The 25,703-nt window shown below is 60.6% G+C and carries 25 protein-coding genes, 1 tRNA gene and 1 pseudogene; 17 read left to right on the top strand and 10 right to left on the bottom strand.

Annotation, left to right across the window (positions count from 1 at the left end):
- Positions 1-38: 38 nt before the first annotated feature.
- The 3 genes from ACRAQ3_RS07865 to ACRAQ3_RS07855 all read left to right on the top strand — a co-directional run bounded on the left by ACRAQ3_RS07865 (position 39) and on the right by ACRAQ3_RS07855 (position 2,178).
- On the top strand, positions 39-212 hold the full coding sequence (locus ACRAQ3_RS07865; protein WP_432256249.1) for a helix-turn-helix domain-containing protein: 174 nt from the start codon (positions 39-41) through the stop codon (positions 210-212).
- Positions 213-245: 33 nt separating this feature from the next.
- Entirely contained in the window at positions 246-1,328 is a 1,083-nt protein-coding gene (locus ACRAQ3_RS07860; protein WP_432256248.1) for a tyrosine-type recombinase/integrase, read from the top strand.
- A gap of 460 nt (positions 1,329-1,788) precedes the next feature.
- Entirely contained in the window at positions 1,789-2,178 is a 390-nt protein-coding gene (locus ACRAQ3_RS07855; RefSeq protein WP_432256247.1) for a hypothetical protein, read from the top strand.
- Positions 2,179-2,256: 78 nt separating this feature from the next.
- Here ACRAQ3_RS07855 and ACRAQ3_RS07850 read toward each other — a convergent pair whose 3' ends face one another.
- Positions 2,257-3,459, bottom strand: coding sequence for an IS256 family transposase (locus tag ACRAQ3_RS07850; RefSeq protein ID WP_432256246.1), 1,203 nt, complete (start codon positions 3,457-3,459; stop codon positions 2,257-2,259).
- Between the two features lie 89 nt (positions 3,460-3,548).
- On the opposite strand from ACRAQ3_RS07850, the gene ACRAQ3_RS07845 reads away from it, so the two are divergent.
- Complete coding sequence (locus ACRAQ3_RS07845) at positions 3,549-3,977, top strand: hypothetical protein (RefSeq protein ID WP_432256245.1); 429 nt, start codon at positions 3,549-3,551, stop codon at positions 3,975-3,977.
- 221 nt (positions 3,978-4,198) lie between these two features.
- Here the strand turns inward: ACRAQ3_RS07845 and ACRAQ3_RS07840 are convergent.
- The 3 genes and pseudogenes from ACRAQ3_RS07840 to ACRAQ3_RS07830 form a co-directional block, all read right to left on the bottom strand.
- Positions 4,199-4,312, bottom strand: a pseudogene (locus ACRAQ3_RS07840) (IS5/IS1182 family transposase); the annotation flags it as partial.
- Between the two features lie 509 nt (positions 4,313-4,821).
- The gene (locus ACRAQ3_RS07835; protein ID WP_432256244.1) at positions 4,822-5,040 is read right to left on the bottom strand and encodes a hypothetical protein; all 219 of its coding nucleotides are present in this window, start codon (positions 5,038-5,040) and stop codon (positions 4,822-4,824) included.
- Between the two features lie 699 nt (positions 5,041-5,739).
- Positions 5,740-6,591 (bottom strand): HNH endonuclease, encoded by an 852-nt coding sequence (locus ACRAQ3_RS07830; protein ID WP_432256243.1) that lies wholly within the window; start codon positions 6,589-6,591, stop codon positions 5,740-5,742.
- Between the two features lie 571 nt (positions 6,592-7,162).
- Here ACRAQ3_RS07830 and ACRAQ3_RS07825 point away from each other — a divergent pair.
- A complete protein-coding gene (locus tag ACRAQ3_RS07825; protein ID WP_432256242.1) occupies positions 7,163-8,116 on the top strand; it encodes an HNH endonuclease signature motif containing protein in 954 nt (317 codons plus the stop codon).
- Between the two features lie 256 nt (positions 8,117-8,372).
- On the opposite strand, the gene ACRAQ3_RS07820 is transcribed toward ACRAQ3_RS07825, so the two are convergent.
- The gene (locus ACRAQ3_RS07820) at positions 8,373-8,954 is read right to left on the bottom strand and encodes a hemerythrin domain-containing protein (protein ID WP_432256241.1); all 582 of its coding nucleotides are present in this window, start codon (positions 8,952-8,954) and stop codon (positions 8,373-8,375) included.
- 803 nt (positions 8,955-9,757) lie between these two features.
- Here ACRAQ3_RS07820 and ACRAQ3_RS07815 point away from each other — a divergent pair.
- A complete protein-coding gene (locus ACRAQ3_RS07815) occupies positions 9,758-12,748 on the top strand; it encodes a TrlF family AAA-like ATPase (RefSeq protein ID WP_432256240.1) in 2,991 nt (996 codons plus the stop codon).
- Between the two features lie 912 nt (positions 12,749-13,660).
- Here ACRAQ3_RS07815 and ACRAQ3_RS07810 read toward each other — a convergent pair.
- Positions 13,661-13,736 (bottom strand) — tRNA-Ile (locus ACRAQ3_RS07810).
- A gap of 108 nt (positions 13,737-13,844) precedes the next feature.
- Between ACRAQ3_RS07810 and purM the strand changes: the two genes are divergently transcribed.
- From purM to ACRAQ3_RS07790, 4 genes are all read left to right on the top strand, one after another.
- The gene (gene purM, locus ACRAQ3_RS07805) at positions 13,845-14,885 is read left to right on the top strand and encodes a phosphoribosylformylglycinamidine cyclo-ligase (protein ID WP_432256239.1); all 1,041 of its coding nucleotides are present in this window, start codon (positions 13,845-13,847) and stop codon (positions 14,883-14,885) included.
- 47 nt (positions 14,886-14,932) lie between these two features.
- Positions 14,933-15,478, top strand: coding sequence for a phosphoribosylglycinamide formyltransferase (purN, locus tag ACRAQ3_RS07800; RefSeq protein WP_432256270.1), 546 nt, complete (start codon positions 14,933-14,935; stop codon positions 15,476-15,478).
- A 91-nt stretch (positions 15,479-15,569) separates the two neighbouring features.
- Positions 15,570-16,745, top strand: coding sequence for a ribonuclease D (gene rnd, locus ACRAQ3_RS07795; protein ID WP_432256238.1), 1,176 nt, complete (start codon positions 15,570-15,572; stop codon positions 16,743-16,745).
- A 125-nt stretch (positions 16,746-16,870) separates the two neighbouring features.
- Positions 16,871-17,281 (top strand): SufE family protein, encoded by a 411-nt coding sequence (locus ACRAQ3_RS07790; RefSeq protein WP_269396380.1) that lies wholly within the window; start codon positions 16,871-16,873, stop codon positions 17,279-17,281.
- A 5-nt stretch (positions 17,282-17,286) separates the two neighbouring features.
- Here ACRAQ3_RS07790 and ACRAQ3_RS07785 read toward each other — a convergent pair whose 3' ends face one another.
- Together ACRAQ3_RS07785 and ACRAQ3_RS07780 are read right to left on the bottom strand one after the other, a co-directional pair.
- Complete coding sequence (locus tag ACRAQ3_RS07785) at positions 17,287-17,913, bottom strand: DUF1638 domain-containing protein (protein ID WP_432256237.1); 627 nt, start codon at positions 17,911-17,913, stop codon at positions 17,287-17,289.
- An 8-nt stretch (positions 17,914-17,921) separates the two neighbouring features.
- Positions 17,922-18,629: a corrinoid protein gene (locus ACRAQ3_RS07780; protein ID WP_269396378.1), complete on the bottom strand. Its 708-nt coding sequence runs from the start codon at positions 18,627-18,629 to the stop codon at positions 17,922-17,924.
- A gap of 211 nt (positions 18,630-18,840) precedes the next feature.
- Here ACRAQ3_RS07780 and ACRAQ3_RS07775 point away from each other — a divergent pair, with 211 nt between their 5' ends.
- The gene (locus tag ACRAQ3_RS07775; RefSeq protein ID WP_269396377.1) at positions 18,841-19,278 is read left to right on the top strand and encodes a PaaI family thioesterase; all 438 of its coding nucleotides are present in this window, start codon (positions 18,841-18,843) and stop codon (positions 19,276-19,278) included.
- A gap of 69 nt (positions 19,279-19,347) precedes the next feature.
- On the opposite strand, the gene ACRAQ3_RS07770 is transcribed toward ACRAQ3_RS07775, so the two are convergent.
- Positions 19,348-19,569, bottom strand: a complete 222-nt coding sequence (locus ACRAQ3_RS07770) for a DUF1127 domain-containing protein (protein ID WP_085896548.1) — start codon at positions 19,567-19,569, stop codon at positions 19,348-19,350.
- Between the two features lie 89 nt (positions 19,570-19,658).
- On the opposite strand from ACRAQ3_RS07770, the gene ACRAQ3_RS07765 reads away from it, so the two are divergent.
- From ACRAQ3_RS07765 to ACRAQ3_RS07740, 6 genes are all read left to right on the top strand, one after another.
- The gene (locus tag ACRAQ3_RS07765) at positions 19,659-21,056 is read left to right on the top strand and encodes a PLP-dependent aminotransferase family protein (protein WP_432256236.1); all 1,398 of its coding nucleotides are present in this window, start codon (positions 19,659-19,661) and stop codon (positions 21,054-21,056) included.
- A 173-nt stretch (positions 21,057-21,229) separates the two neighbouring features.
- The gene (gene rplM, locus ACRAQ3_RS07760) at positions 21,230-21,691 is read left to right on the top strand and encodes a 50S ribosomal protein L13 (protein WP_269396375.1); all 462 of its coding nucleotides are present in this window, start codon (positions 21,230-21,232) and stop codon (positions 21,689-21,691) included.
- A complete protein-coding gene (rpsI, locus tag ACRAQ3_RS07755) occupies positions 21,691-22,182 on the top strand; it encodes a 30S ribosomal protein S9 (protein ID WP_085896551.1) in 492 nt (163 codons plus the stop codon). The genes rplM and rpsI overlap by 1 nt, the downstream gene beginning before the upstream one ends.
- Positions 22,183-22,390: 208 nt before the next feature.
- Positions 22,391-23,266 (top strand): ABC transporter permease, encoded by an 876-nt coding sequence (locus ACRAQ3_RS07750; RefSeq protein WP_432256235.1) that lies wholly within the window; start codon positions 22,391-22,393, stop codon positions 23,264-23,266.
- 11 nt (positions 23,267-23,277) lie between these two features.
- Positions 23,278-24,087, top strand: a complete 810-nt coding sequence (locus ACRAQ3_RS07745; RefSeq protein ID WP_432256234.1) for an ABC transporter permease — start codon at positions 23,278-23,280, stop codon at positions 24,085-24,087.
- Positions 24,084-25,160 carry an ABC transporter ATP-binding protein gene (locus ACRAQ3_RS07740; protein WP_432256233.1) on the top strand — a complete coding sequence of 359 codons (1,077 nt, stop codon included), beginning with the start codon at positions 24,084-24,086 and terminating at the stop codon, positions 25,158-25,160. Before ACRAQ3_RS07745 ends, ACRAQ3_RS07740 begins: the two co-directional genes overlap by 4 nt.
- On the opposite strand, the gene ACRAQ3_RS07735 is transcribed toward ACRAQ3_RS07740, so the two are convergent.
- Positions 25,161-25,676 carry an acyloxyacyl hydrolase gene (locus ACRAQ3_RS07735; RefSeq protein WP_432256232.1) on the bottom strand — a complete coding sequence of 172 codons (516 nt, stop codon included), beginning with the start codon at positions 25,674-25,676 and terminating at the stop codon, positions 25,161-25,163.
- Positions 25,677-25,703: the final 27 nt, after the last annotated feature.

Here is a 25,703-nt window from a genome sequence, read left to right as displayed (position 1 = left end):
CATAGCCGCAAAGCGCGCAACCGCAAAGGGAGAACCAGTTGGAAAAAATTTTGACGCTGAACCAAGTCGCCGAAAGATGGAACTGCTGCTCGAACACGGTAAGGAACGAAATTAATAGGGGGAAGCTTAGAGCATTCAGAGTCGGAGAAAGAAGATATGGCGTCCCGATTAGTGCGGTTGAGGAATATGAAAGCCGATGGGCCACATGTTAGCGGCTCGGAACCTTCAAAATCGAGGCAAACGACATGGACAGGATGGATTTTAGAATAGGCAAACTAAACGGAAGAAAGATTGTAACCTTCTCCGGCAATGATGGAAAGCGGATAAGGATCCGACTTAACGCCACCACCCCTGAAAAAGCAGCGATCGAAGGATATCAGATATACCTAGAGTATAGAGAAAAAATAGAGAGAGGGCGAAGCTGGACGATCGGTGAGATATGGAATGCATACAAGCTGCATTTGGGCAACCGGCCTTCGGGAAGAAACATGGTTGGCGAAGGGCAATCTATCATCCCGGTCTTTGGCGATCTTAGGCCTAGCGACATCACTGAAGAATTGGTTCAAACATACATAGCATCACGTGTGCACCGATACTCTGGTGGCAAAGTGAGTGATGGGACACTTTGGACCGAACTCGGGCGCCTCCGGGATGCCATAAAGTATGCGGAAAGAAAGCACTGGATAACAGCTAATGATATCAGATACATACCTCGACCGCAAAAGCCAGAGCCACGAGACAGGTGGCTGAATGACGATGAAATCGTCGACCTACTGATAGCAACGTCCAATACACCGCATTTACACCTTGCGATACATATACTGCTCGCCACTGCAGGTAGAGTAGGTGCTGTTCTAGAGCTCACTTGGGACCGCGTCAATTTTGAAGAAGGAACCATAGATCTACGTGTCGCCGTCCCGGGCAGGAAAAAGAAGAGAGCTAAAGTTCCCATGACTGATTCCTTGCGGGGCATACTATTGTCCGCGAAGGCACACGCGACATGTAACCATGTAATAGAGTGGCACGACAGGCCGATTAAGACCATAAAGACCGCTTTTTATAGAGCTGTAGCAGACGCTGGCTTAAAAGATGTATCTCCGCACGTTCTACGTCACACCGCGGCGGTGAGAATGGCCGCGGCTGGGTGTTCAATGGAAAGGATCGCAGCCTATCTGGGGCATTCAGATCCTGCCATCACCCGGAAGGTTTATGCGAAGTTTGCGCCGGATCATCTTAAGGAAGAGGCGAGTGCGGTGGATATAGGTCACCTAATGAAGATTGCGGCGCGTCGCGGCGCTAAGATGAAAAGAACTAGGAGGAATACTTAAAATATCTTCCAATCCCTTAGATAAAAGGGCGCGAGCGGGATTGCAGAATCGAAGAAAGGCTTTGCAGCTGGTGCCAGCTGGTTCCACGCGGAGAAGCACTAGCGCTATCAGCGTCTATAACTGGATCTAAGCACGTCGATCACACAGCTCGAGGCCTAGTATGAGCCGTGGACGTGACACTCATCGAAATGGGTGTTCCCAGCAAAGTGTCATGTGCACGTTTTTCCAGTGATCTAATATCTCGGTGGCGTTGCAGATGACGCCAAAAGATACCTAATCGATTGCCCTCTCTTTGCGCGGCTCTTCTGCATGTGAGCCGCGCAAAGGGTGGTGCATCGCTTCTAAAAATAATAATCGACGTGGGTTCATTCAAGGACCCTGAACGCGCAGCTTGAGCGAGGAAGACGGCTGCTCTTGTGAACCTGTCGCATCCAGCGGCAGGTCTGAATGGGAGAACTGGATGTTCGATACCCCCTACGATGCACGAAGTGTGGTGCACGCTTACGTCTACGAAAACCTAGATGGGCTACAAAACGCAGCTCTACTTCTCGGCGGATATTGCTGGCTTGAACGCACGCAACGCCTAATAGACCAACTTCACCGGTCGCCGACAATTACGCGGCACCTTCAACGCGAACTAATGGAGATACTCGATCTGCTTTTGCTCGAGCATGTTCACGATGAAGATCGTCCAGAATCGGGATACTTTGCAAAGCTCGATCCTGCACAGCCATACGTCGAAGAAATCTGCCTACTCGCAGAGGGATTGGCTGACGCAATCGACCTCGTCTCTAAGGGGACCGAACGCAAGGCGCAGACAGCGACGCTAACTCACAAAGGGGAGATCTGACCATGGATGACCAAGATCGTGTCCCACGACGTGGTGTAGCTCTTGGCTGGCCTGACTGGTGTCGGCGGGCCGAGCTGATCAGTCCGTCTGCGCGGCAGGCAGGCTGACGATGGGATCGTCGCAGACTTGCGCGAGCGTTTCCAGCGTCATGTAGCGGGAGCGCTGCACGGCCCATTCCTCGGTCTGCTCCATCAGGATCGCTCCCACCAGGCGACGGATGGCGGCCTCATTGGGGAAGATGCCGACGACATCGGTGCGCCGTTTGATTTCCCCGTTCAATCGCTCAATCGGATTCGTGGAGTGCAACTTTGCCCGGTGCTGCTGAGGAAAGGTCATGTAGGCAAGGACATCCTCTTCGGCCCCGTCCATGAGGGTGGCGAGCTTCGGCAGCTTGCCCCGCATCTGGTCGGCCACGAGGCGCCATTGCGTTCTGGCCGCGCTGTGGTCGGGCTGGGCAAAGGCCGTGGCGATGAAGGCCGAGACCACGCGCCGGCTGCTCTTGCCGGCATGGGCCAAGGCGTTTCGCTGGAAATGTACACGGCACCGTTGCCAGGTCGTGGACAGCACACGAGCCGTAGCGGCCTTGATGCCTTCGTGGGCATCGCTGACCACCAGCTTCACGCCGGACATCCCTCGGCGCACGAGATCGCGCAGAAAATCGGTCCAGAACGTCTCCGCCTCGGAGGGCCCGATGGCCATGCCAAGCACCTCGCGACGGCCATCGGTGTTCACACCCACGGCGATGGTGACGGCGACGGACACGATGCGGCCGCCTTGGCGGACTTTCAGGTAGGTGGCGTCGATCCAGAGATAGGGCCACTCGCCCTCGATCGGTCGAGTCAGGAAAGCATCGACCCGCTCGTCGATCTCCTCGCACAGCCGACTGACCTGGCTCTTCGAGATGCCGGTGCCGCCCATGGCCTGCACGAGATCGTCCATGGCGCGCGTCGAGACGCCATGCACATAGGCTTCCTGAATGACCGCCGTCAGCGCCTTCTCCACGGCTCGCCGGGGCTCGAGAAACGAGGGGAAGTAGCTTCCCGTCCGCAGCTTGGGAATGCGCAGCTCCACGTTCCCGGCCCGCGTCTGCCAGTCCCGGTCACGGTAGCCGTTGCGCTGCGCCCGACGCTCAGGGCTCTTCTCGCCATAGGCGGCGCCGGTCTGGCCGCCGACCTCGAGCTCCATCAGGCGCTCGGCGGCAAAGCCGATCATCTCGCGTAGAAGATCCGCATCACCGCTCTTCTCGACGAGCTCTCTCAGGTCCATCATGGGTTTGGTCATCGGGGGCATCCCTCGGTTCAGGTTGGCTTTCGCAACCCGACCCTACCGAGAAACCCGATGGCCGCCTCAGCTACACCACGCCCAGGGACATGACCGATGACCAAGATCCTAGCGGCCTCGTAGATGCCATTCTCGACACACTGGAAGCCGCAGCAGGCGCGCGTGAAAGCCTAAGGGCGGGCAGCGCAGGATGGATACCTGATGGACCTCTTAAATACCAGATTGCGGAGCTCGATCCTTGGCTAGACGTGCCGAACCTGTTCTCGGTGCAAGCCAAAGAGCGGATCCGTATGACCTCAGAGGCGCTGTTTCACGCATCAAGACGAGAGTATGTGACCGAGATCATTCACGATGAACACTGCATGTCAGAGGACTGCGAACGGTCCTCATTCACCGAGCGTGGGCGTGCAATCGCGGCAGCGCGTATCGAGCTAGATGGCATTCTGACCGCACTACGGCGCGTCGAAGATACACTCGAGGCAGACAGGCTCTGTATATTACTTAGACAGACCAACTAGGCGTCCGCTACCGCCACTCTTGCCAGAACGCGCAGTATCTCGTTGCAGCCAGCTAGCGGCTGGCTGCGATACTCTCGAGGGCAACAGGCCACTCGTAGATCGGTCGGGACTACAATTGCGCTCCGCACTCGCACCGAGACACATAATTAGCGGTTCTCCCTTCAGAAGGCTTCGTTGCGCAAACAGCGTGAAGCGCACACTTCCCCTTTCCCCGGACGGACTTATCCCACGGGCTCGGTGATCGGTATTCCGAGAGCGGTGTAGCCGTTCAGCACGGCAGCGCGGACCTGGATCTCGGCGGCCTGGCAATCGAAGTCGCGCGGCACGAGGCTTTGCTTAGGCCTTCTTATCGCAGGAACATCTCAATTGTCGAGTTGCGGGACAAGCCATCGCGGGATTGACCGAGTATGACGGTCGCATAGCCGCGAGAGGGCTCTTGACAGCACGAAGTAAAAGGGCTGGGAAAACTACTTCTCCCAACGTCCTCTTGTGAAGTTATTTGGCGCGGACATTCTGTTGAATTCCAGATCATATACGCATAGTCGTGTGCTGTATGAACTTCCACGCCGATCAAACCCAACCTCAACAACGACTGAACCATCTTTCGTCCAGGCATCTGAGCCAAACGCGTCACGACCTCCCAAGTCCCTGTCATCGCTGAACCAGCGCACGCAAGCAGTCTCTGCACGACGCATTTGATCAGCTGAAGCTCCTGTTGCGGTTTGCATGTAAAAAAATCCAGATACACTAAGAACCGCTATCGCGACCGTTCCCAGCAGAACGCGTCGATCATTCACCCTGAAATCCATTAAGCTCAGTCCCTGCTTGTTACTTTAATTTAAACTTATTGCTTTCGATACCATCGTAGATTTTCGTTGTCGCGCCCCTCATCGGCAATGCCATGAAAATCCGCAATCTGGGCGCGAAAGTCTCGCCCGAGTTTCCGGGCTGCGCCGGCATCATTAGGCCATTCATGTCCAAGCAGCTCTCGAAGGTTAAATCGGCTTGCTGGCGCCAGCATTTCCAGCTTTTCTGTTATTAGTTGGCGATAATATTCGTTCATTTTACAACCACTGATCGTTATTTCTGGGTGAAGCTTTTCGAGATTGATACTATTCATAAGACGCTACGAAGCCGCAAGCCATCTTGTCCACAGTTTACCAGCGTGTGGTTGCCGACCACACGAACGATAAGGGCTAGGGGCTGACACCCCCGGACCCCGGCGCCGCTGACGCGCCGCTCGGGAGGCGCTCCGCCCTGCCGAACCCGCCAGTGGCTTTCAGCCGGATTAGAGAACGCGTTGCCCCACTGGACACCCAGGGCAGAGTCATCATTCGCCACTCCCCCTGCACCCCTTGGCGTCTCCCGACGAGCTCGGGTCATCGTTCCGCGCTCCCCGTGGCCCTCTACTGCCGGAGGATGCCGCTCCACGCTCGCCTCCGAACCTCCCCCACTCCCGGAAAGAGCGAGCCGCACCTCTTTCCGGACCCATCTCCGCTCACTTGCCCAGTGAGAAGAAGGCCTTTCGTGATGTAAGCCTCGCACTAGATGAGCTGACTATCGCGCCCCGATCGGGTGTGATCGTCAGCAGGGCGATTGACCGCTTCGAGCCCGAGCTGAACGCGCTAAAGGTGGCGGTTTTTGCAGATCCTTTTCCGCCATGGGTGCCCAAACCTGCGTTTGGCAGCGGGTTCGATCGTAACAGCGCAGTCACCGGCTCCAGCATATGCGAGATCACAATGAGTCCGATGACGGAGGATACTCAATCAAAATTAAGATATCCGCGAAGGCCTGCGATATCTGCGACGTCCGGCATCTTGTGGATCATTCGATGGCAATTTGCACAGAGGACTGCTAGATCAGTAGCCTTCAGGTGACGCGCCTCAAAGTTCTCGGCATACGGCATCTTATGGTGAACCTCGAACTTGGCAGCGCGCACGTTATCCTCATGAGATATTTGACAACATTCGCATTTATTTCCATAATATTTGAGCGCCATTCTCCGGGCCTTTGATGACCTCTCAACCCTTTCCGTCCATCTTCTACGTTTTTTTTCGCTCGCAGTAGGAGCATCGCTTCCTTTAGTGAATTCCTCAAACCAACGGACCCAATCGCTTTTGGCATCCCCGTATAGCACAGGGAATTGACCCTGAGGCCGGGGCTTTACTTTCTCCACCCTTTTTTCGACTGGAATCAAAAAGGCATCTTTAGGGTCAACCTTTACTCTACAGTAAATCTTCGAGTTTCCGGCCATGAGGCGGTCTGGATGCCTCACTGGAGAGCTTAAAACCGTGGCATTCCTGTAATACCCACACAATACGCCGCTGCTGATGAATATTACAGTTACATTCGATACTTCTTCTTCGCCCGACTTCCCTCCCAGCCGCTGTAGGTTACCTCCTCCTTCCTTCGGCAAGTAGCCATATATCAAACCATCAGATGCAATAGTAAAATTATGCATTTCGTGTGGCGCCTCGCCACTCTTGCCGTAGCCCATGACAGGCTTCGCGGACAAGTTCTCCCCCTCGAAGCGAGAGAAATTCTCCACACGCGCCAAAAGATAAGTCATTTCAAACCCCCAAATGAGCTGGTGCTTTGCAAAAAAATATCTCATTTTTGCATTCCTGCCGTTACGATCTAAGCGTGACACCAGAAGATGTCGCTTACAAGATCGAGCAATCACGCAGCCGAACGAAAAGCATGAATCTTGCTTCCGCACTCGCAGCGAAGGTCCGCTTCTTGTTTTTTTTGCCAAGCGGCCTCGTAGGCGCAGCACCTATAGAGCGTCCATAGTGAAGGACGGGAATGTCCACCAAGCGGACCTCTGCCCGGACTGCGGCGAATGCCGGCTCTCCGCCCTTCCATGCTGCGATCGCTCTCGGCCCAGAGTGGACCCTCACCGCCATGCTTCGATGCTGCGGTTGCAGTCTGCACAGCCGACATTGGCGTTGCTAAGTATCTGCGGGCGCAGGAAGAATGTGCGCTATCCCTCATTTTCCTTGACTCCAACCTCGCACATTCGACAGTTTCTGGGCGTGTCAAGAGCACGAGGCAGCGCCCGACCCATGTTCTTCGTCTGCCAACGATAACCGACGCCAGGTCCCTCCGGAAAAGGCCGAGAAACCCTTGCACTGGAGAACAAGATTCCTTTTTCGAACGCACCTGTGGGCGAGCATGACCACCTGTTGGAAATCTATGACGCCGAAGTTGAGGTCGAGTATCGTGGTGAGCGATATCGCGTCCGTAACAACGGCGCGGTCTATCGACTAAACGAGTTCCGGAAACGCGCCCGTCCGCTAGATAAAACATGGTCCTTTGGACGCCAGAGCCTCACGACCGGCTACCGTCTGTTGGCCGGTGTGCCGATCCATCGCATGGTCTGCACCGCCTTCAATGGTCCGCCACCCAGCGATCAACACGTCGTCGATCACATCGACACGAACCGCGCGAACAACAGGCCCGAGAATTTGCGCTGGCTCACAAGGCTGGAAAACGCCCTCCTGAACGAAATAACCGCCCGCCGCATTGAGCTGGCCTATGGGTCGATTGATGTGTTTCTCCAAGATCCCTCCAAGCCCATAAGCGAGGCATCATTTCCCGACGTCTCGTGGATGCGGACCGTGACCAAGGAAGAGGGTGCTAGAACAAAGTCCCGCTTCGAGTCATGGGCGAGGAGCGGATCGGTTCCAAGCGGAGGCGCAATCGGCGAGTGGCTCTACGGCACGCGTGAGCGAGCTGACTTCGAGCCGGAGCCGGAAGAGTATGAAAGCCTGACGCCATCGGCCATCCAGTTAAAATGGAGGGTCCCGACAGAGTTTCCTGGATGTCCGGAGGCGGTATCAGAGGATGGATTGGAGCGATACGCCCAGAACCTCCGGTTCGGTCAGGTCTTCGCCCGGAACAACATATACCAGAGCTTAGTCGTTCAATGCGCGCTCGTAGAAGGTGGTTTGGTCGTTCTTACCCGTGCTGCGGAAGCTGATGCCATTAAGGACTGGGCTGTCGCAATGATCACTATCCGAGGCGAGTTGTTCGTTCACCGCAGCGAGCACCAATATTTTACGCTTCAGGGTGCGTTAAAAACCTACTGCGAGCTGACCGGCGAGAGTTTGGAAGATGGCATCGACGACCTTGCGTGAAGGCGTGCAGCGCTATTGCGTGTAACCGCCGTGCAATACCTGATACCGGTTCCGGCCCAAAGCCGAACTGGGCAACGAAATAGGACGCCGCATCGCCGCTTTCCCGAAACTGCCATTGATGCAGACCGCAACATACTGGGCGGACAAACGTCGGCCATGCGGGACGAAGAGACTGTCCAATTGGTGAATTCTTGTTCGCTTCGGGCGACCAAGCGGCCGTTTGAGATGAGAATGCTGGGTCGTCTACCTGAGGCTGTCAGATCGACCCAAGGTAGTAACCGATGGCTTCCGCCAATTCGGTTTCCTCGTAGCCGAAGTGAGAGCGTATGACCTCCTCCAACTTCCTGAACGTATTGGCGGCCTGAACGAAATTCGCATCGTTCGGGTTGTTCGCCAGAGCATCCGCAGCCTCACCGAGGCGGATGATCAATTCGTGGACGACCTCGTGTTCTGCCTTCAGCTTGGCCACAACCTCACGGAACTTGCCGCCGCCCACCGCTTCGATCCGCGGAAACATGTCGGCGCTTTCGATGTCATGGTGAAACTTCAGAATTTGGCACTCGCGCCCGCAAAAAGATCCGAATGCGCGAAAGTTTTCAGCCATATCCAGCGACAGAACGATCCGCTTGAGGTTCTTGGGAGGACTGTCCCCGGCTTCAATCCGCGCAAGGACCGCAGCGATCTGACCGATTTCTATCAGGTAGTGACGGTGGATCGCCGCCAGCTGCCGCCCTTGACGCCGGTGGCCATCCGTTGCCTCCGGCACCGGCGGCGCTGCCGGTCGGGCGGCCTCGTCGAGGCTCAGTTCATCCAGTGATTGAGTGGAAAGGTCAGGCATGATCGACAAGAAAGCCGTCGCTTAGGCCAAGTCAAGGACGGCTTCGAGCAGCTTCCTATTGTCTCCAACACCACCAGAGCACAGCGGCTCCGAGCACGAAGCTTCCCGCAATGACGAAGAGAGCCACCAGGATCGAAGAGGCACCCACGACTGGCCGACCAACAAGGGCAGATCGTGAACCCTCCAAGATCTCCCTCGGGGAGGCGGTCAGGACTTGGGCACATGTCGGCGCGCTGTCCTTCGGTGGGCCGGCCGGACAGACGCCGTCATGCATCGCATCGTCGTCGACGAGAAGCACTAGATCGGCGGAGGGCGTTTCTTAAGCGCTCTCAACTTCTGTATGCTACCGCCCATCGGCGCCGGAAAGCGTCGTGCCCGTCGACCAGAGGCCGACCATGCACTAACCATTAACCTGGAGCACTCAGGTGGGACCGCTCAGCTTCGCCTCGTTCGACACTTCATCGAGGTAGAGGAATTCGCTGCCAGCTTACGGTGATAAACTTAAACGAACCGTGGCCTATCGCTCTACTAGGCCGCGAAAAAAAGTGCCGATACGAATAGAAGATAGCCGGCAAACACCGGCTGCCTTCGATCACGTTAAGACATTGCTTCCCTTGCCAAAACGCAGTCGCGACGCGCATCCTAGCGCTTCATTGCAGCCGGAGGAGAAGGGACTACGCTACCCCCCGAAGACTTGCGCCAGACCCCTCCAAGTGACAGTGTCCGCACAACCGCAGGTAAGCCTGCGATAGGGCCGCGGAAATTCCGGCACCGCTATAAGAAATGATCGTCTGAGGAAATAAATGAACGGCAAGAACGATATGCGCGGCTCTCTCTGGCGGCGCTGGGATCTGCATATTCACGCGCCTGGAACTAAACTGAATAATGCGTATGGGCGAGTGGATGAAGAAACTTGGGAAAAGTTCATCGACAAGCTAGAGGAATCCCCGGTTAGCGTATTTGGTGTAACTGACTACTTTTCGTGCGACAACTACTATGAGTTTAAACGCCGATACGAAGAAAGATTCCCCCAAACTGAAAAGGTATTCTTTCCGAATATCGAGTTTCGTCTCTCAGAGTCGATTAGCAAAGACGGATCCCACCCTGACATACATGTCATATTCGACAACGACGAAGGCAAGGCCCCGAGAGAAAAAATTGAGAGATTTTTAATAAACTTAGAGATACAAGATGTGGACCATGCGAGCGCCAAAGTTCGCTGCATCGACCTCGAAGGTGAGGCGCAATTTACAGCCGCAACAGTTACTCTAGACGGACTCACCAAAGCACTAGCGGAAACATTTGGCAGTGAGAAGCCCTACTTGCTAGCTTTTCCAGCAAACAATAACGGCCTTCGCTCAACAGACAGCAAATCCCCAAGGAAGATCGCATTAGCTGACAGGATCGACAAATCTTGCCACCTGTTCTTTGGGGGTGCGGGGAACAGGGAATATCTTCTTCGACCGGACCGCTATGAGAAGGGTTCCTCTGATCCAAAGCCAGTTGTTTCAGGCAGCGACGCGCACAGCTTCGACGATCTTGAGCGTCTTTCAGGCGACACAGCTGGCTTTCCCGCAACGTGGATCAAGGCTGACCCTACTTTCCTCGGACTAAAGCAGATCTGTCACGAGCCGGAGAGTAGAATATTTATTGGGGAGACACCCGACGCCGCTACGCGACTGGAGCAGGATGGAACGAAATTTATAGAGTCCCTCAAGATCAACCAGATCGAGGGTTACGAGGAGGAGAATGGGGCTTGGTTCAAAGATGTGACCATCCCAATCAACCCTGAGCTAACTGCGGTAATAGGCAATAAGGGAAGTGGCAAAAGCGCAATCATAGATATCATCGGACTCCTTGGAAACAGCCGTCAGGAAAACTATTTCTCGTTTCTAGCGGATGACACGAAGAGCAAGAAGTTTCGTCGGCGCGGATACTCAGAGAATTTCGTCGCATCGATCACGTGGCATGCAGGGAAAGTCGACGAGAAAAAACTCGATGAAGCATGCGACTTCGATCTCCCTGAAACTGTCGAGTATTTGCCGCAAAATTATTTCGAGCAGCTAACCAATGAAATAGAAATAGAACAGTTCCGGGCGGAAATTGAGGACGTCGTATTCTCTCATGTCGAAGAGACCGAAAGACTAGGGGCGGCGTCATTTTCGGAGCTAGAGATTTCTAAGACTCAGAAGAGTAAGGCAGAGATCGGAGCATTAAAACTCAAACTATCCGCTCTCAATGCAGAAATTTCCGAATTAGAGGAGCAGGTGTCTCCACATTTCCGGAGGAGGATCTGTTCTCAACTGGAGGCCAAGCGTGACGAGATTGCTGCCTTAGAAAAAGCAAAGCCTACCGAAGTTCCAAAGCCTGATACGGAAACTGAGGAGCAAAAGGCTCTTGCAGCCCGAGTTGATCTCCTTGGCCACATGCAGGAGGGTATTAGAGCTGAAGGGTTTCGGCTAACCGCTCGAGCCACCGAACTTAAGAAAAATCTACAGTGGATAAGCACCGCTCAAGAGCAGATTGAGGGACTAAAAAGGCAAGTTGATACCGTTAGGGCGGACATCTCTCCCGGACTGGCTGCCGTCGGGGTGGATCTGGATCAAGTCGTGAAGTTGACGATTGATTTTGCACCGATATTCAATGCAGCCGAGGACATGAGGGACGAGTTAAAACTACTCGAATCCTTAAACGTTACCGATTTCTCGTCTGATTTCGATTTTTCCCAGCTTAGTTCGATACCAGACCTACGTCTGGCATACGACTTTTTGCGCAGAGAGATGGGCTCCGCTATGGAGCAGCTGAGCACTCCTCAACGTCGCTATCAGGCCTATGTAGACCGCCTTGCTTCTTGGAACGCAAAGCGGACGGATATGATAGGTGAAGTGGCTCCGCCCCCAGCTGGAACTCTAAATGCCCTCCAGTCGCAGTTGAACTACATCGACAACGACCTTCGCCGAATCCTCAAGGAAAGATATGATGCTCGAAAGGGGATTGTGGAGGAGATATTCAGAAGCAAAAGTGAAATACTTCAGTTCTACAGGGATCTTAAGGATAGCGTAGACAGCAGACTCAAGATTGTTCGCGACCAAGGGTTTAATATTGCGATCAGCGCCTCCTTCATACTTGATCGAAACTTTCGGAGTGATTTTCTTCATTATGTGGATCAGAGGAAAAAGGGCCCGTTTAGGCCTGCGCATGAAGCGGAAAAGACACTCGGGGCGATGATTGGCAACACTAATTGGGATTTCTTTGAGTCGGTTGCTGAGTTTTGCCAGGGGATCATTTCTCGCATGCAAGAGGAAGGATCTTCAATCTCCGATCAATCCAGAGATATCGGAGAAATGTATGACTATCTGTTTTCTCTCGATTATATATTCCCCCGCTATGAGCTTAGGCTCGACGGCAAGAATCTGAACGAACTGTCTCCCGGCGAGAAGGGCCTTCTACTACTCGTATTTTACCTTCAACTTGACCAAAAAGACACGCCGCTCATCATAGATCAGCCAGAAGACAACCTAGACAATGCCAGCATATTTAGCGTTCTGGCGGGCTGCATTCGCGAGGCGAAGAAGCGTAGACAAGTAGTATTGGTTACTCATAACCCCAATTTGGCGGTGGGAGCGGATGCCGAGCAGATTGTCTATGTTAACCTCGATAAGCCGAAGAACTATAAGTTCACCTACGAAGCTGGTGCCATAGAGAATCCTCGGCTAAATAAAAGGATTATCGATATTCTGGAAGGGTCTCAGCCTGCCTTCGTCAAGCGCAGGCTAAAGTATGGGATCATGTAGGGCCCTGGGGTCTTTCCAGTTTGGATTGCCCTTTACGATATGCGGGCAGACATCTCGGGGCATTTGGCTCGAGTGCGTTTCGGGCCTTTAAAGTATCGTGATACCTGAGAGTGCAAATAGGGGGGGGGCGGTGTATTTTGGCGCGACGCACTACTCCTTCGTAAGTATCCTTCAAGATGACGCGTATATATTCGCCTCAGGGGATTTTCCCCTGAAGCTATCGGCCACATTCACCTGCATATAAGGAGTGCTTAGATTGAATCTTGGAGTAGCGCGAGAATTGCATGTCCGAGCCCACAATGCGCTTGTTCGACATGGCATTTCTAGCTTCGACGGCGACTATGGGGAGCTCATTGTTCATGAGGTTATTGGAGGCAAACTTATGCCTCCGACATGGAAGGACTACGACATTGAACATCCGCACTATGGGCGCGTTCAGGTGAAGACGAGAACGCTTCTAGATCTAGCAAACGGCAGGTCCTGCACGGAAACTCGCGCGGTTCTCAAGACCAATCGAAACTTCGATTGGTTGGCACATCTGATATTAGATAAAAATCTGCATGTGAGGAACTTAATCCTTACTCCACTCCATTCGATAAGAAATATTCTTGATGAAGGTGGCGGTAAGATATCAATTAGAAAATCAAGCGTGGCAGAGGATGCGATTGACTTTTCTTATGACGCTGTCGAGGCGCAGCGAATGATCGACGGTCGGTAAATTAGGAGTCTTCGTTCAGGAGGTTTAAGTGGGCGGAGCTGCGCTCGTTTATTATTTGGTATACTCAAATACCGGCCCATCTTGCTGGACTATCCGGACCCTGCCGTAGGACCGAGGTTGCGCCCCACATGCCATCGGTTCGGTTCAGTGAACCAGCGAGATGGCCGCAGTTTGCGGCCAACTCGTTGATTTCGTGGTAGGCCCGGAGGGATTTGAACCCCCAACCAAACCGTTATGAGCGGTCTGCTCTGACCGTTGAGCTACGGGCCCCCGCGTTCCTCCTAGCAGACCGGAGGGGCGGGTCAAGTTGGCGCTGGCCCTCGCGGGGGGTCTGAGGTATCGCGGCGTCACTTCACAAACCGGCATTCGGGGGACGCGATGCAGAAGGACGGGCTCACTTACGCGCAGGCGGGGGTGGATATCGATGCGGGCAACGCGCTGGTGGAACGGATCAAGCCCGCGGCGAAACGCACCGACCGCCCGGGCACCATGTCCGGCCTGGGCGGCTTCGGCGCGCTGTTCGACCTCAAGGCGGCGGGCTATACCGACCCGGTGCTGGTCGCGGCCACCGACGGCGTCGGCACCAAGCTCAGGATCGCCATCGACACCGGCCATCTCGACGGCGTCGGCATCGACCTCGTGGCGATGTGTGTCAACGACCTCGTCTGTCAGGGCGCCGAGCCGCTGTTCTTCCTCGACTACTTCGCCACCGGGAAGCTGGCGCTCGACGAGGCGGCGCGGGTGATCGAGGGCATCGCCGCGGGCTGCGAGGCCTCCGGCGCCGCGCTGATCGGTGGTGAGACCGCGGAGATGCCCGGCATGTACTCGGCCGGGGATTTCGATCTCGCCGGTTTCGCCGTGGGCGCGATGGAGCGCGGCTCGGCGCTGCCCGATGGCGTGGTTGAGGGCGACGTGCTCCTGGGCCTCGCCTCGGATGGCGTGCATTCGAACGGCTACTCCCTCGTGCGCCGCATCGTCGAGCGCGCGGGGCTGGGCTGGGACGACGAGGCGCCCTTCGCTGGCGGCAGCCTCGGCGCGGCGCTGCTGGCCCCGACCCGGCTCTACGTGAAGCCGGTGCTGGCGGCGATCCGGGCGGGCGGCGTGCATGCGCTGGCCCACATCACCGGCGGCGGCCTGACCGAGAACCTGCCGCGGGTGCTGCCTGAGGGGATGGGCGCCGAGATCGATCTGGACGCATGGTCGCTGCCGCCGGTCTTCGACTGGCTGATGCGCGAAGGCGGGCTGGAGCAGGCCGAGATGCTCAAGACCTTCAATTCCGGCATCGGCATGGTCGTCGTCGTCTCGGCCGAACGCGCCGAGGCGATCGAGGCGCTGCTGGCGGGCGAGGGCGAGACCGTGTACCGGCTCGGCCGGGTGGAGGCCGGGCAGGGGGTTGCCTATACGGGCAAGCTGTCGTGAACGACAAGAAGCGCGTCGCCATCCTGATCTCGGGTGGCGGCTCGAACATGCTCGCCTTGGTCCGGGACATGGGGCCCGACCATCCGTGCCACCCGGTGCTCGTGGCCTCGAACGATCCGGGCGCGGGCGGTCTCGCCCGCGCGGCGGCCTTGGGCATCGACACGGCGGCGGTGGATCACCGGCCCTTCGGCCGCGACCGCGAGGCGTTCGAGGCGGCCCTGACCGAACGGCTGGAGGCGGCGCGGCCCGACATCATCTGCCTCGCGGGCTTCATGCGGATCCTGACGCCCTCCTTCATCGCGCGCTGGGAAGGGCGGATGCTCAACATCCATCCCTCGCTGCTGCCGAAATACCGCGGCCTGCACACCCATGCGCGGGCAATCGAGGCCGGCGATGCCGAGCACGGGGTTTCGGTGCACGAGGTGACCGCCGAGCTCGATGGCGGGCCGGTGCTGGGGCAGGCGCGGGTGCCCGTGCGTCCCGACGACACGCCCGAGCGGCTGGCCGCGCGGGTGCTCGAGAAGGAACATATCCTCTACCCGATGGTGCTGCGCCGCTTCGCCATGGGCGACAGGACGCCGATCCGGCTCTGAGGCTCATGCTTTCCATCCGCGCGCCCATCGCCTAAGAGATCGGGGATCGGCGCCGCGCGCCGCCCCCTTTTCTCCGCAAGCACGGGACGACATGCAGACCATCACCACCACCGAAGACCTCGCCGCCTTCTGCGAGAGGGCCGCAAAGCACGCCTATGTCACGGTGGATACGGAGTTCCTGCGCGAACGGACCTATTATTCCAAGCTCTGCCTGATCCAGCTCGCCCATCCCGGCGAGGACGGCCCCGATGGCGGCGAGGGCAGCGCCGTGCTGGTCGACCCGCTGGCCGGCGAAGGCCTTGACCTTGCGCCGCTCTACACGCTGTTTCGCGATCCGGGCGTGGTCAAGGTGTTCCACGCTGCAAGGCAGGATCTGGAGATCTTCCAGGTCGAGGCCGGTCTGATCCCGGCGCCGCTGTTCGACACGCAGGTCGCGGCGATGGTCTGCGGCTTCGGCGAGCAGGCGGGCTACGAAACGCTGGCGCGCAAGATCGCCAAGGCCGAGATCGACAAATCGTCGCGCTTCACGGACTGGTCGCGTCGGCCGCTGTCAGAGGCGCAGAAGGCCTATGCGTTGGCAGACGTGACGCATCTGCGCGTGATCTACGAATGGCTCGCGGCGCAGCTCAAGAAGTCGGGCCGCGCCCGCTGGGTCGCCGAGGAGATGGCGGTGCTCAACGATCCCTCTACCTACCGCGTCGATCCGGCCGAGGCCTGGCAGCGGGTCAAGACGCGCTCCAACTCGCCGAAATTCATCGCAGCGCTGCGCGAGTTGGCGCAGTTCCGCGAGGCCTATGCGCAAGAGCGCGACGTGCCGCGCTCGCGTGTGTTCAAGGATGATGCGCTGGTCGAGCTGGCCTCGACGCGCCCCGCCTCCGAGAAGGATCTGGGGCGCTCGCGGCTGCTCTTGCGCGAGGCCCGCAAGGGCGAGATCGCCGACGGCATCCTCGCCGCGATCGAGCGCGCCTCCAATCTGCCCGCCGACAAGATGCCCAAGGCCGAGAAGCCGCGCGACCAGCTGCAGGTGAACCCGGCCCTGGCCGACCTGCTGCGGGTGCTGCTCAAGGCCCGCTCGGAAGCCGAAGGCGTGGCGCCGAAGCTGATCGCGAGCTCGGCCGAGCTCGACGCACTGGCGGCGGGCGAGCGCGAGGTGCACGCGCTCTACGGCTGGCGCCGTGAGGTGTTCGGTGAGCAGGCGCTGGCGCTGTGCGAGGGTCGCGTGGCGCTCGCCGCGAAGGGCGCGCAGGTGGTGACGGTCGATCTCTGAGGCCACTTTGTTCCGAAAATACGCCGGGGGGCCGCCAAAGGCGGCGGGGGCAGCGCCCCCTCCCACTGGCAAATCCGGGCGCAGTACTTACCTTTGAGCCACAGCCCGAACCGCAGGAGACGCAGATGGCCCAGCCCGCCTTCGAAGACATTGCCGAGACCTTCGAGTTTCTCGACGACTGGGAGGATCGCTACCGGCACGTGATCGAACTCGGCAAGGCGATGGAGCCTCTCGAGGAGGCCCTGAAGGTGCCCGCGACCAAGGTGCATGGCTGCGCCAGCCAGGTCTGGCTGGTGCCTTCGCCCGAGGGGGGCACCTATCATTTCCGCGGCGACAGCGACGCGATGATCGTGCGCGGCCTGATCGCGGTGCTGCACGCGCTCTATGACGGGGTGCCGGTGGCGCAGGTGCCCAAGATCGACGCGGGCGGCGAGCTGGCGCGGCTCGGGCTCAATGACCATCTTTCGGCACAGCGCTCCAATGGCCTGCGCGCCATGGTCGAGCGGATTCGCGAAACCGCGCTCACCGCGGCCTGACCGCGTCAGGCGCGGGCCAGCGCCCGCTCCAGATCGCCATAGCCGGTCAGCCGCCGCTCGAAGCCGAGCCCCAGCCGCTCGGCATGGGCGCGGGCGAGGGCGGTGAGCCCCGGATCGTCGGTCTGCGCCTGGTAGACCAGCGTCGTGTAATTCCCGAAATACATCTCGCGCAACTCCGGGTGCCGGTCGAGACCGAGCGGCGTCCAGACGAAGGCATCGAACTGCCGCACCAGAAAATCGGTAAGGTAGAAACAGGTGACCTCGCCCTTTTCCACGAAGGCCTCGACGCCCTCGTAGAAGGCGTAGCAATGCGGCCCCTCGACCATGCCGATGCCGAGGCGTTCGCAGGTCCGGGCCAGATCGCCCCCCGTGCCGCAATCGGCATAGACCACGAAGACCCGCTCGTAGCCCGCGCCGCGCGCGGCCACCGCCGCCTCGACCGCGGGCGCGATCCTGTCGGGCCGGTTGTGCAGGATCGCGGGCAGGCAGTGCAGGTCGAGATGATCCCAGCCGTTCCGGCCGATCAGCGCCAGGATCTCGCGCGCCAGGGCGCCGCAGGCGACGAGCAGCACGCGGCCCCGCCCCGAAGGGGCGAGACCGTCGCGCGTCAGCGTCGCGTCATCCGGCTGCATCGTCTCGCTCAGGCGCCCGCCTGCATCTGGTTGTGGCGGCGCGAGATCCAGTCCTTGGCCGTCTCGACCGCGACGGCGGCGTCGCGGCAATACGCGTCGGCGCCGATCGCGCGGCCGAACTCCTCGTTGAGCGGCGCGCCGCCCACCAGCACGATGTAGTCGTCGCGGATGCCCTGCTCCTTCATCGTGTCGATCACCACCTTCATGTAGGGCATGGTGGTGGTCAGCAGCGCCGACATGCCGAGGATGTCGGCCTTCTCGCGCGCCAGCGCCTCGAGATAGCTCTCGACCGCGTTGTTGATGCCGAGATCGACGATCTCGAAGCCCGCGCCCTCCATCATCATCGCCACGAGGTTCTTGCCGATGTCGTGGATGTCGCCCTTGACGGTGCCGATCACCATCTTGCCCATGCGCGGCGCGCCGGTCTCCGCGAGCAGCGGCTTGAGGATCGACATGCCGCCCTTCATGGCATTGGCCGCGAGCAGCACCTCGGGCACGAAGAGGATGCCGTCCCGGAAATCGTTGCCGACGATGGTCATGCCGCCGACCAGAGCCTTGGTCAGCACGTCATAGGGCTGCCAGCCGCGATCGAGCAGGATCTGCGTCGCCTCCATGATCTCGTCCTTGAGACCGTCATAGAGGTCGTCGAACATCTGCGCGACGAGCTCTTCATCGTCGAGTTCGGAGAGGATCAGGTCGTCGTCTTCGTCAGCCATGTCACGGGGCTCCTGGGGCGGGCGATGGGTCTTGGGGCGGATCAACGCCCGGATCGGCGCGCGGGTCGCGGCCGTTTCCGACACTGCCTGCATCGCAACCGACGAGGATGCAAATGAAAAGGACCCACGACGAATATGAGCCCGGCTCAACTGGGGGCTTGCCCCCCATCCGGGCTTGCGGGAGCTTGGGCGCCTGGGGGAGGAGATCGGCATGAAGATGGACCGGGCGGCACTGACCGCATTTCTCGCGCGCGATTTCGCGCAGGTGGCCGCACAATTCGCGGTCGAGAGCGTCGAGGACGGACGTCTGGTGCTGCGGCTCAGGGTGGCCGAGATGCATCTGCGCCCGGGCGGCACGGTGTCGGGGCCCGCGATGTTCGGGCTGGCCGACGTGGCGATCTATCTGGCGATCCTGTCGGAGATCGGCGCGGTGGCGCAGGCGGTCACCACCGGCGCCTCGATCGATTTCCTGCGTCGGCCCGAGGCCGGGGCGGACCTGCTGGCCGAAACCCGGCTTCTGAAGCTCGGGCGCCGCCTCGCGGTCGGCGAGGCGCTGCTGTTCAGCGAAGGGCAGGCGGCGCCGGTGGCGCGGGCCTCGATGACCTATTCGATCCCGCCCGGGGCGGCGCAGGGCGCGGCACCGGCCTGACGACCCGCGAGGCCGCATGAAAAAAGGGGCCGGATCGCTCCGGCCCCCGAGGCATGGTCGGGCCGGGGATCAGCCCTTCCAGAACGGGCGCGCGGCTTCGGCCTGCGCGGCGATGGGGTCGAGCCCGAGATCGCGCAGCGCCCGCGCATCGAGATGCGCCAGCGCGCGGCGGGTGCGGGCGCGCCGCTCCCACAGCGCCACGCGCCGGGCCAGGCCGACGAGAAGCGCGGAAATGGCCCCCTGGTCGAGAGCGGCCTCGAAGGGCGTGGCGGTCGGGGCGAGCGTGGTCATGTCGATCTCTCTTGTATTGGTACAATATAGCTATATGCTGTCCAATAGGCATACAATGCCGGGCAAATGACGTCCACGGAAGTTTTGTCATGGATACAATCTGGTGGCCCAGCCTCGACAAGGGCGGACCGGTCAAGCATCAAGCGCTGAAGCGTTCGATCCAGGAGGCGATCGGTTCGGGGGTGATCGCGCCCGGCTATCGCTTGCCGCCGGTGCGCGAGGTGGCTTGGCGGCTCGGCGTGACGCCCGGCACGGTGGCGCGAGCCTACAAGGATCTCGTCGAACAGGAGGTGCTGCGCGCCGTGGTCGGGCGCGGCACATTCGTGGCCGAGCCGGACCTGCCGGCACCGTTGCCGGCGCTCATCGACGCCAGCGGCACCGGCCAAGATGGCCGCATGCTGAACCTGCGCACCGCGCAGGTGGCCGATGTCGGCCAAGGCAGGATGTTGCATGATTTGCTGAAGAACCTGCCCGATCCGCCGCCGGGCGCCTATGTCAGCTATCCCGGCCCCGAGGCCGACGCCAAGCTGCGCGGGCTTCTGGCGGAATGGTTCGCCGCGCCCGCGCATGGGCCGGTCGATCCCGAGGACGTGGTGCTCACATCCGGGGCGCAGCACGGCATGGTGGTGCTGCTGCAGGCGCTGCTGCACGGCCCGCGCCCGGTGGTGCTCACCGAGGAGCTGGCCTATCCCGGTTTTCGCCACGCCGCGGCGCTGGTACGGGCCGAGATCACCGGGATCGCCTTCGACGGCGAGGGGCTTCTGCCGGAGGCGCTCGACCGGGCCTGCCGGGAGACCGGGGCACAACTGCTTTGTACCAGTGCCGAGGCACACAATCCGACGACGATCCGCACCTCGCCGGAGCGGCGGGCGCAAATTGTATCCATCGCCCGCCAGTACAATCTGCAAATCATCGACGACGACTGCTTCCGGTCGGATGCGGGTGAGGATGCGAGCTATCGCCGCCTCGCGCCGGAACGCTCATGGGTCGTGACCACCTTGTCGAAGACGCTGAGCCCGGATTTGCGGCTCGGCGCGATCCTCGCCGCGCCGGGCCGGGTGACGCTGCCGCGGGTCGCGGCGCAGCAGCAGTTCTTCGGCCTGTCGCGGCCGACCGTGTCCTTGGCCGAGGCGGCGCTGTCGGGCGGGCTTGCCGAGCGGGTACGCGACGCGGTGCTGGAGGTGCAGGGCAGGCGGCTCGCCATCCTGCGCGCGCGCCTCGCGCCTTGGCAACCGCGCACCCGCGAGGGCGTGCCCTTCGCCTGGCTCGACCTGCCGCGCGGCTGGCGGCCTTCGTCGCTGAGCCGTGCCGCCGAGGCCGAGGGCATCCGGCTCAAGCCCGCCGACGAATTCGCCCTGATCGACGGGCGGGCGCCGTCGGCGGTGCGCATCGCCCTGACGGGCCTGCGCGAGGACGCCGCCTTCGAGATGGCGATCGACCGGTTGGCGGCGCTTCTCGCCGCACCGCCGCAGGTGATGGAGGTCTGAAACCGGCAATTCGATGGGGTACTATGATACCTTAATTTCAAGTAACTGATATTGCATGATTATTTAGCGAGATGTGCGCTTGACTGCGCCATCGCTTCGTTTAGAACCCGCCCATCGAATTTGCGCGGGCGGCCCGTACGGGGCGGTGCGCGTTGCAGATCAAGGGCAGAACCATGAAAACCTTTACCGCTACCCCGGCGGATATCGAGAAGAAGTGGATCCTGATCGACGCCGAGGGCGTCGTTCTGGGCCGCCTCGCCTCGATCATCGCCATGCGCCTGCGCGGCAAGCACAAGGCCTCCTTCACCCCGCACATGGACATGGGTGACAACGTCATCGTGATCAACGCGGACAAGGTGCAGATGACCGGCAAGAAGCGCGACGAGCACTTCTACTGGCACACCGGCCACCCGGGCGGCATCAAGTCGCGCACCAAGCAGCAGATCCTCGACGGTGCGCATCCCGAGCGCGTCGTGATGCAGGCCGTCAAGCGGATGCTGCCGGGCAACCGCCTGTCGCGTCAGCAGATGACCCATCTGCGCGTCTTCGCCGGTGCCGAGCACGGCATGGAGGCGCAGAAGCCCGAGGTTCTGGACGTCGCGTCCATGAACAAGAAGAACACGAGGACCGCATAATGGCCGATCAGATCAATTCGCTCGAAGAGCTGGGCTCGGCCGTCTCGACCGAAGGTCAGGTCAACACCGAAGCCCTCGCCCCGCGCGAGCCGGTCCGCGACGAGCTGGGCCGCTCCTACGCCACCGGCAAGCGAAAGGACGCGGTCGCCCGCGTCTGGATCAAGCCGGGCACCGGCAAGGTCGTGGTCAACGGCAAGGACATCGACACCTACTTCGCGCGTCCGGTGCTGCAGATGATCCTGCGCCAGCCGTTCCAGGTGGCCGGCGTCGCCGGTCAGTTCGACGTCTTCGCGACCGTCGCCGGCGGCGGCCTCTCGGGCCAGGCCGGTGCCGTGAAGCACGGCGTCTCCAAGGCGCTGCAGCTCTACGATCCCTCGCTGCGCGGCGCGCTCAAGGCCGCCGGCTTCCTGACCCGCGACAGCCGCGTCGTCGAGCGCAAGAAGTACGGCAAGCGCAAGGCGCGTCGTAGCTTCCAGTTCTCGAAGCGCTGATATCTTCGCAGATCATGCGACAGGAAAGGGCGGTCCCGCGGGGCCGCCCTTTTCGCGTGTGGCGGCGCGATCTCCGGGCGCGCTGACCAATGTGGCCGGATCGCACGAGACCACTTGCGTCGCGCCCGGTTTGCGGCAAAAGGCGCGCGCGCGGTTGATCTTTGCCGCCGCGCGGTCAAGCATCGCGGCGGGGCATCAAGGGGCGGCCATGGGTCTGGGAAGTTTCGCGAAATCCGAAGGCGGTCGCGCGGCCACGCTGCTCGCGCCGCCATTCTTCTACGCGCTGGCGCTGCTGGCGCTGCCGATTCTCGCGGTGGTGCTGTTCAGCTTCTGGACGCAGGACTTCATGACGATCGACACGCGGTTCACGCTGGCCAACTACCGCGAGTTCTTCGACAAGCCGATCTACGGGGTGCTGCTCGGCCGGTCGCTGATGGTGTCGGGCATCGTCACGCTGGTGACCGTGCTGCTGGCCTACCCGGTGGCGTATTTCCTGTCCTTCCACGTGCCCAGCCACCGCAAGTCGCTCTGGCTGTTCCTGATCACTATCCCGTTCTGGACCAGCTATCTGATCCGCGTGTTCCTGTGGAAGGTGATCCTTGGCTATAACGGCGTGATCAATTCCGGCCTCGTCGGCGCCGGGATCATCGACGAGCCGCTGAGCTTCATCCTCTACAACGTCAACGCGGTGATCATCACGCTGGCGCACGCCTTCGCGCCCTTCGCGATCCTGCCGATCTTCGTGGCGCTGGAAAAGATCGACCGCTCGCTGATCGAGGCCAGCCGCGATCTGGGCGAGACCCGCCTCACCACCTTCTTCCGCGTCACCCTGCCGCTCTCGATGCCGGGGCTGGTGGCCGCGGTGCTCATCGTCTTCATCCCGACCATCGGCGACTACGTCACGCCCGAGCTGATGGGCGGCGCCGGCGGAAAGCTCATCGCCAACATGATCCAGACCCAGTTCCTGCAGCTCAACAACGCACCGATGGGCGCGGCCATCGCCATGGTGGCGATGGTCTGCGTCACCGCCATCGCGCTGGTCTTCGTCGCGCTCAACCGCCGCTGGCTCAGGGGGCGAGGATGAGGAGGGCGGGGATGAGAGGCGCGCCGCTCAGGGTCTATGCGATCCTCTACCTGCTTTTCCTCTATGCGCCGATCGCGCTGCTGCCGCTCTTCGCCTTCAACGATGCGACGATCATCGCCTTCCCCTTGTCGGGCTTCACCACCCATTGGTTCACCGATCTCGTGGCCAACACGGCGCTGCGGCAGGCGGTGGGCAACTCGCTCTTCATCGCCGCCATGACCGCGATCTTCGCGACGCTTCTGGGGCTTTGCGCCGCGCGCGCGGGCGCGATGGCGCGGTTTCCGGGCAAGGGCGGCATCATCGGCTTCGTGATGCTGCCCCTGGTGCTGCCCGAGATCATCGTCGCGGTGTCGCTCCTGATCGTGCTGCGGCAGGTACTGGGTCTGAACCTCAACAACTGGACCGTGATCTCCGCGCATGTGCTGATCTGCACGCCGTTCTCCATCGCGATCCTCAACGGCGCGTTCCAGAATCTCGATCCCTCGATCGAGGAGGCGGCGATGGATCTGGGCGAAAGCCGCTTCTCGGCCTTTCGTCTCGTGACGCTGCCGCTGGTGATGCCGGGCATCATCTCCTCGATGCTGATCGCCTTCACGATCAGCCTCGACGAATTCATCATCGCCTTCTTCCTGACCGGCGCGAACCCCACCATGCCAGTCTATATCTGGGGCCTGCTGCGCTTTCCGGCGCAGCTGCCCGTGGTCATGGCGCTCGGCACGATCCTCGTGGCGCTGTCGGTCACGCTTCTCATCATCGCAGAACTGTTCCGCCGCCGCGGTCTCGCGCGTGCCGGGATCAAGGATACCGGAGGCTTCCTGTGACCGCTCTCATCGAACTCAAAGGCGTCGAGAAGCATTACGGCGACTACCACGCGCTGCGCGGCATCGATCTGGAGATCCGCGCCGGCGAGTTCTTCTCGCTCCTGGGTCCCTCGGGCTGCGGCAAGACCACGCTCTTGCGCACCATCGCCGGTCTGGAGGAGGTCTCTTCGGGTTCGATCCGCATCGACGGGCGCGACATGAAGGGCGTCGCCGCCAACCACCGGCCCACCAACATGGTGTTCCAGTCCTATGCCGTGTTCCCGCACCTGACCGTGGCCGAGAATGTCGGCTTCGGCCTGCGCCGCGATCCGCGCGGCAAGACTGAGAAGGCGCGGGCGGTCGAGGAGGCGCTCGATATGGTCGGCCTCGCGGGCTACGGCAAGCGCCGTGCGCACGCGCTTTCGGGCGGGCAGCGACAGCGCGTGGCGCTGGCCCGCGCGCTGATCCTCAAGCCCAAGGTACTGCTTCTGGACGAGCCGCTCTCGGCGCTCGACCGGCTGATGCGCGAGCAGATGCAGCTCGAACTCATTCGTTTGCAGCGACAGGTCGGCATCACCTTCATCCTCGTCACCCATGACCAGGAGGAGGCGCTGGTGATGTCGGACCGCATCGCCGTGATGTTCGAGGGCGAGATTGGCCAACTCGCCGACCCGGAGACGCTCTACCGCCGTCCCGCCACCAAGCGGGTTGCGCAGTTCATCGGCAAGATGAACTTCCTGCCCGGTGCGCTTTCGGCCGATCGCCGCGAGATCGACATCGCCGGTCTGGGGCGCGTCACCACCGCCGATCTTGCCACCTCCGGCGAGATCGGCGGAGCCGTCTCGGTCGGCATCCGCCCCGAGACGCTGGCGATCCTGTTCGAGGGCGAAACCGCGCCGCGCCGCGAGGTTCAGGGCGTGGTGAGCGAGGTCGTCTATTACGGCGACATGACCTATTACGACGTGCGGGTGGAGGGGATCGAGCGGCCGCTCACCGTGTCGATGAAGAACCTGATCGGTCGCCCGGTGCTCGATGTCGGCGCGGCCGCGCGGCTGGCATGGGACGAGCGCGCGCTGGTGCTGCTGCCCGGCTGATCACAGGGGCAGGGCGACGCGCAGCCCGAAGGTCTCCAGCCCCGGATTGGGATCCGACAACTCGGCATTCGAGCGATGATCGAATTGCAGCGACAGCCGCGCGCCGTTGTCGAAGGCATAGCCGACGCCGATCGAGGAGCGGAACTCAATTATGTGGCCCAGGTCCGGGCCGTCGGTCTGCGCGTGAAAGCCCGGCAGCAGCGACAGTTGCACGAAGCTGTCATGCGGCAGCGCCCCGGTCCATTGCAGCCCCGCGCCGACCCAGGTGTCGCCATCCGCGGATACCGAGAGGCCCAGCACCGGTTCCAACCCGCCGAAGCGCCGGGGCAGCATCTGCTGCAGGTACAGCTCGCCCCCCTGTCGTTCGCCCTGATACAGCACCTCGCCATATTGCAGCGCGGTGCGGGTCCGCGTGGTCTCCAGGGCATCGCAGGCATCGAGGCCGCAGCCCCGTGCCCCGAAGGCGAGATCGGCGGCGGCGACGAGGGCGAAAAGCGCGGCGAGTGATCCGTCCATGGAAGCTCCTGCGAAGGTCGTGTGCCG

Origin of the sequence: Limimaricola sp. AA108-03 (assembly GCF_050847355.1) — a bacterium.
Taxonomy (GTDB): Bacteria; Pseudomonadota; Alphaproteobacteria; order Rhodobacterales; family Rhodobacteraceae; genus Limimaricola.
The sequence above is the reverse complement of the archived record's forward strand: the minus strand, read 5'-3'. Positions and strand labels throughout refer to the sequence as shown.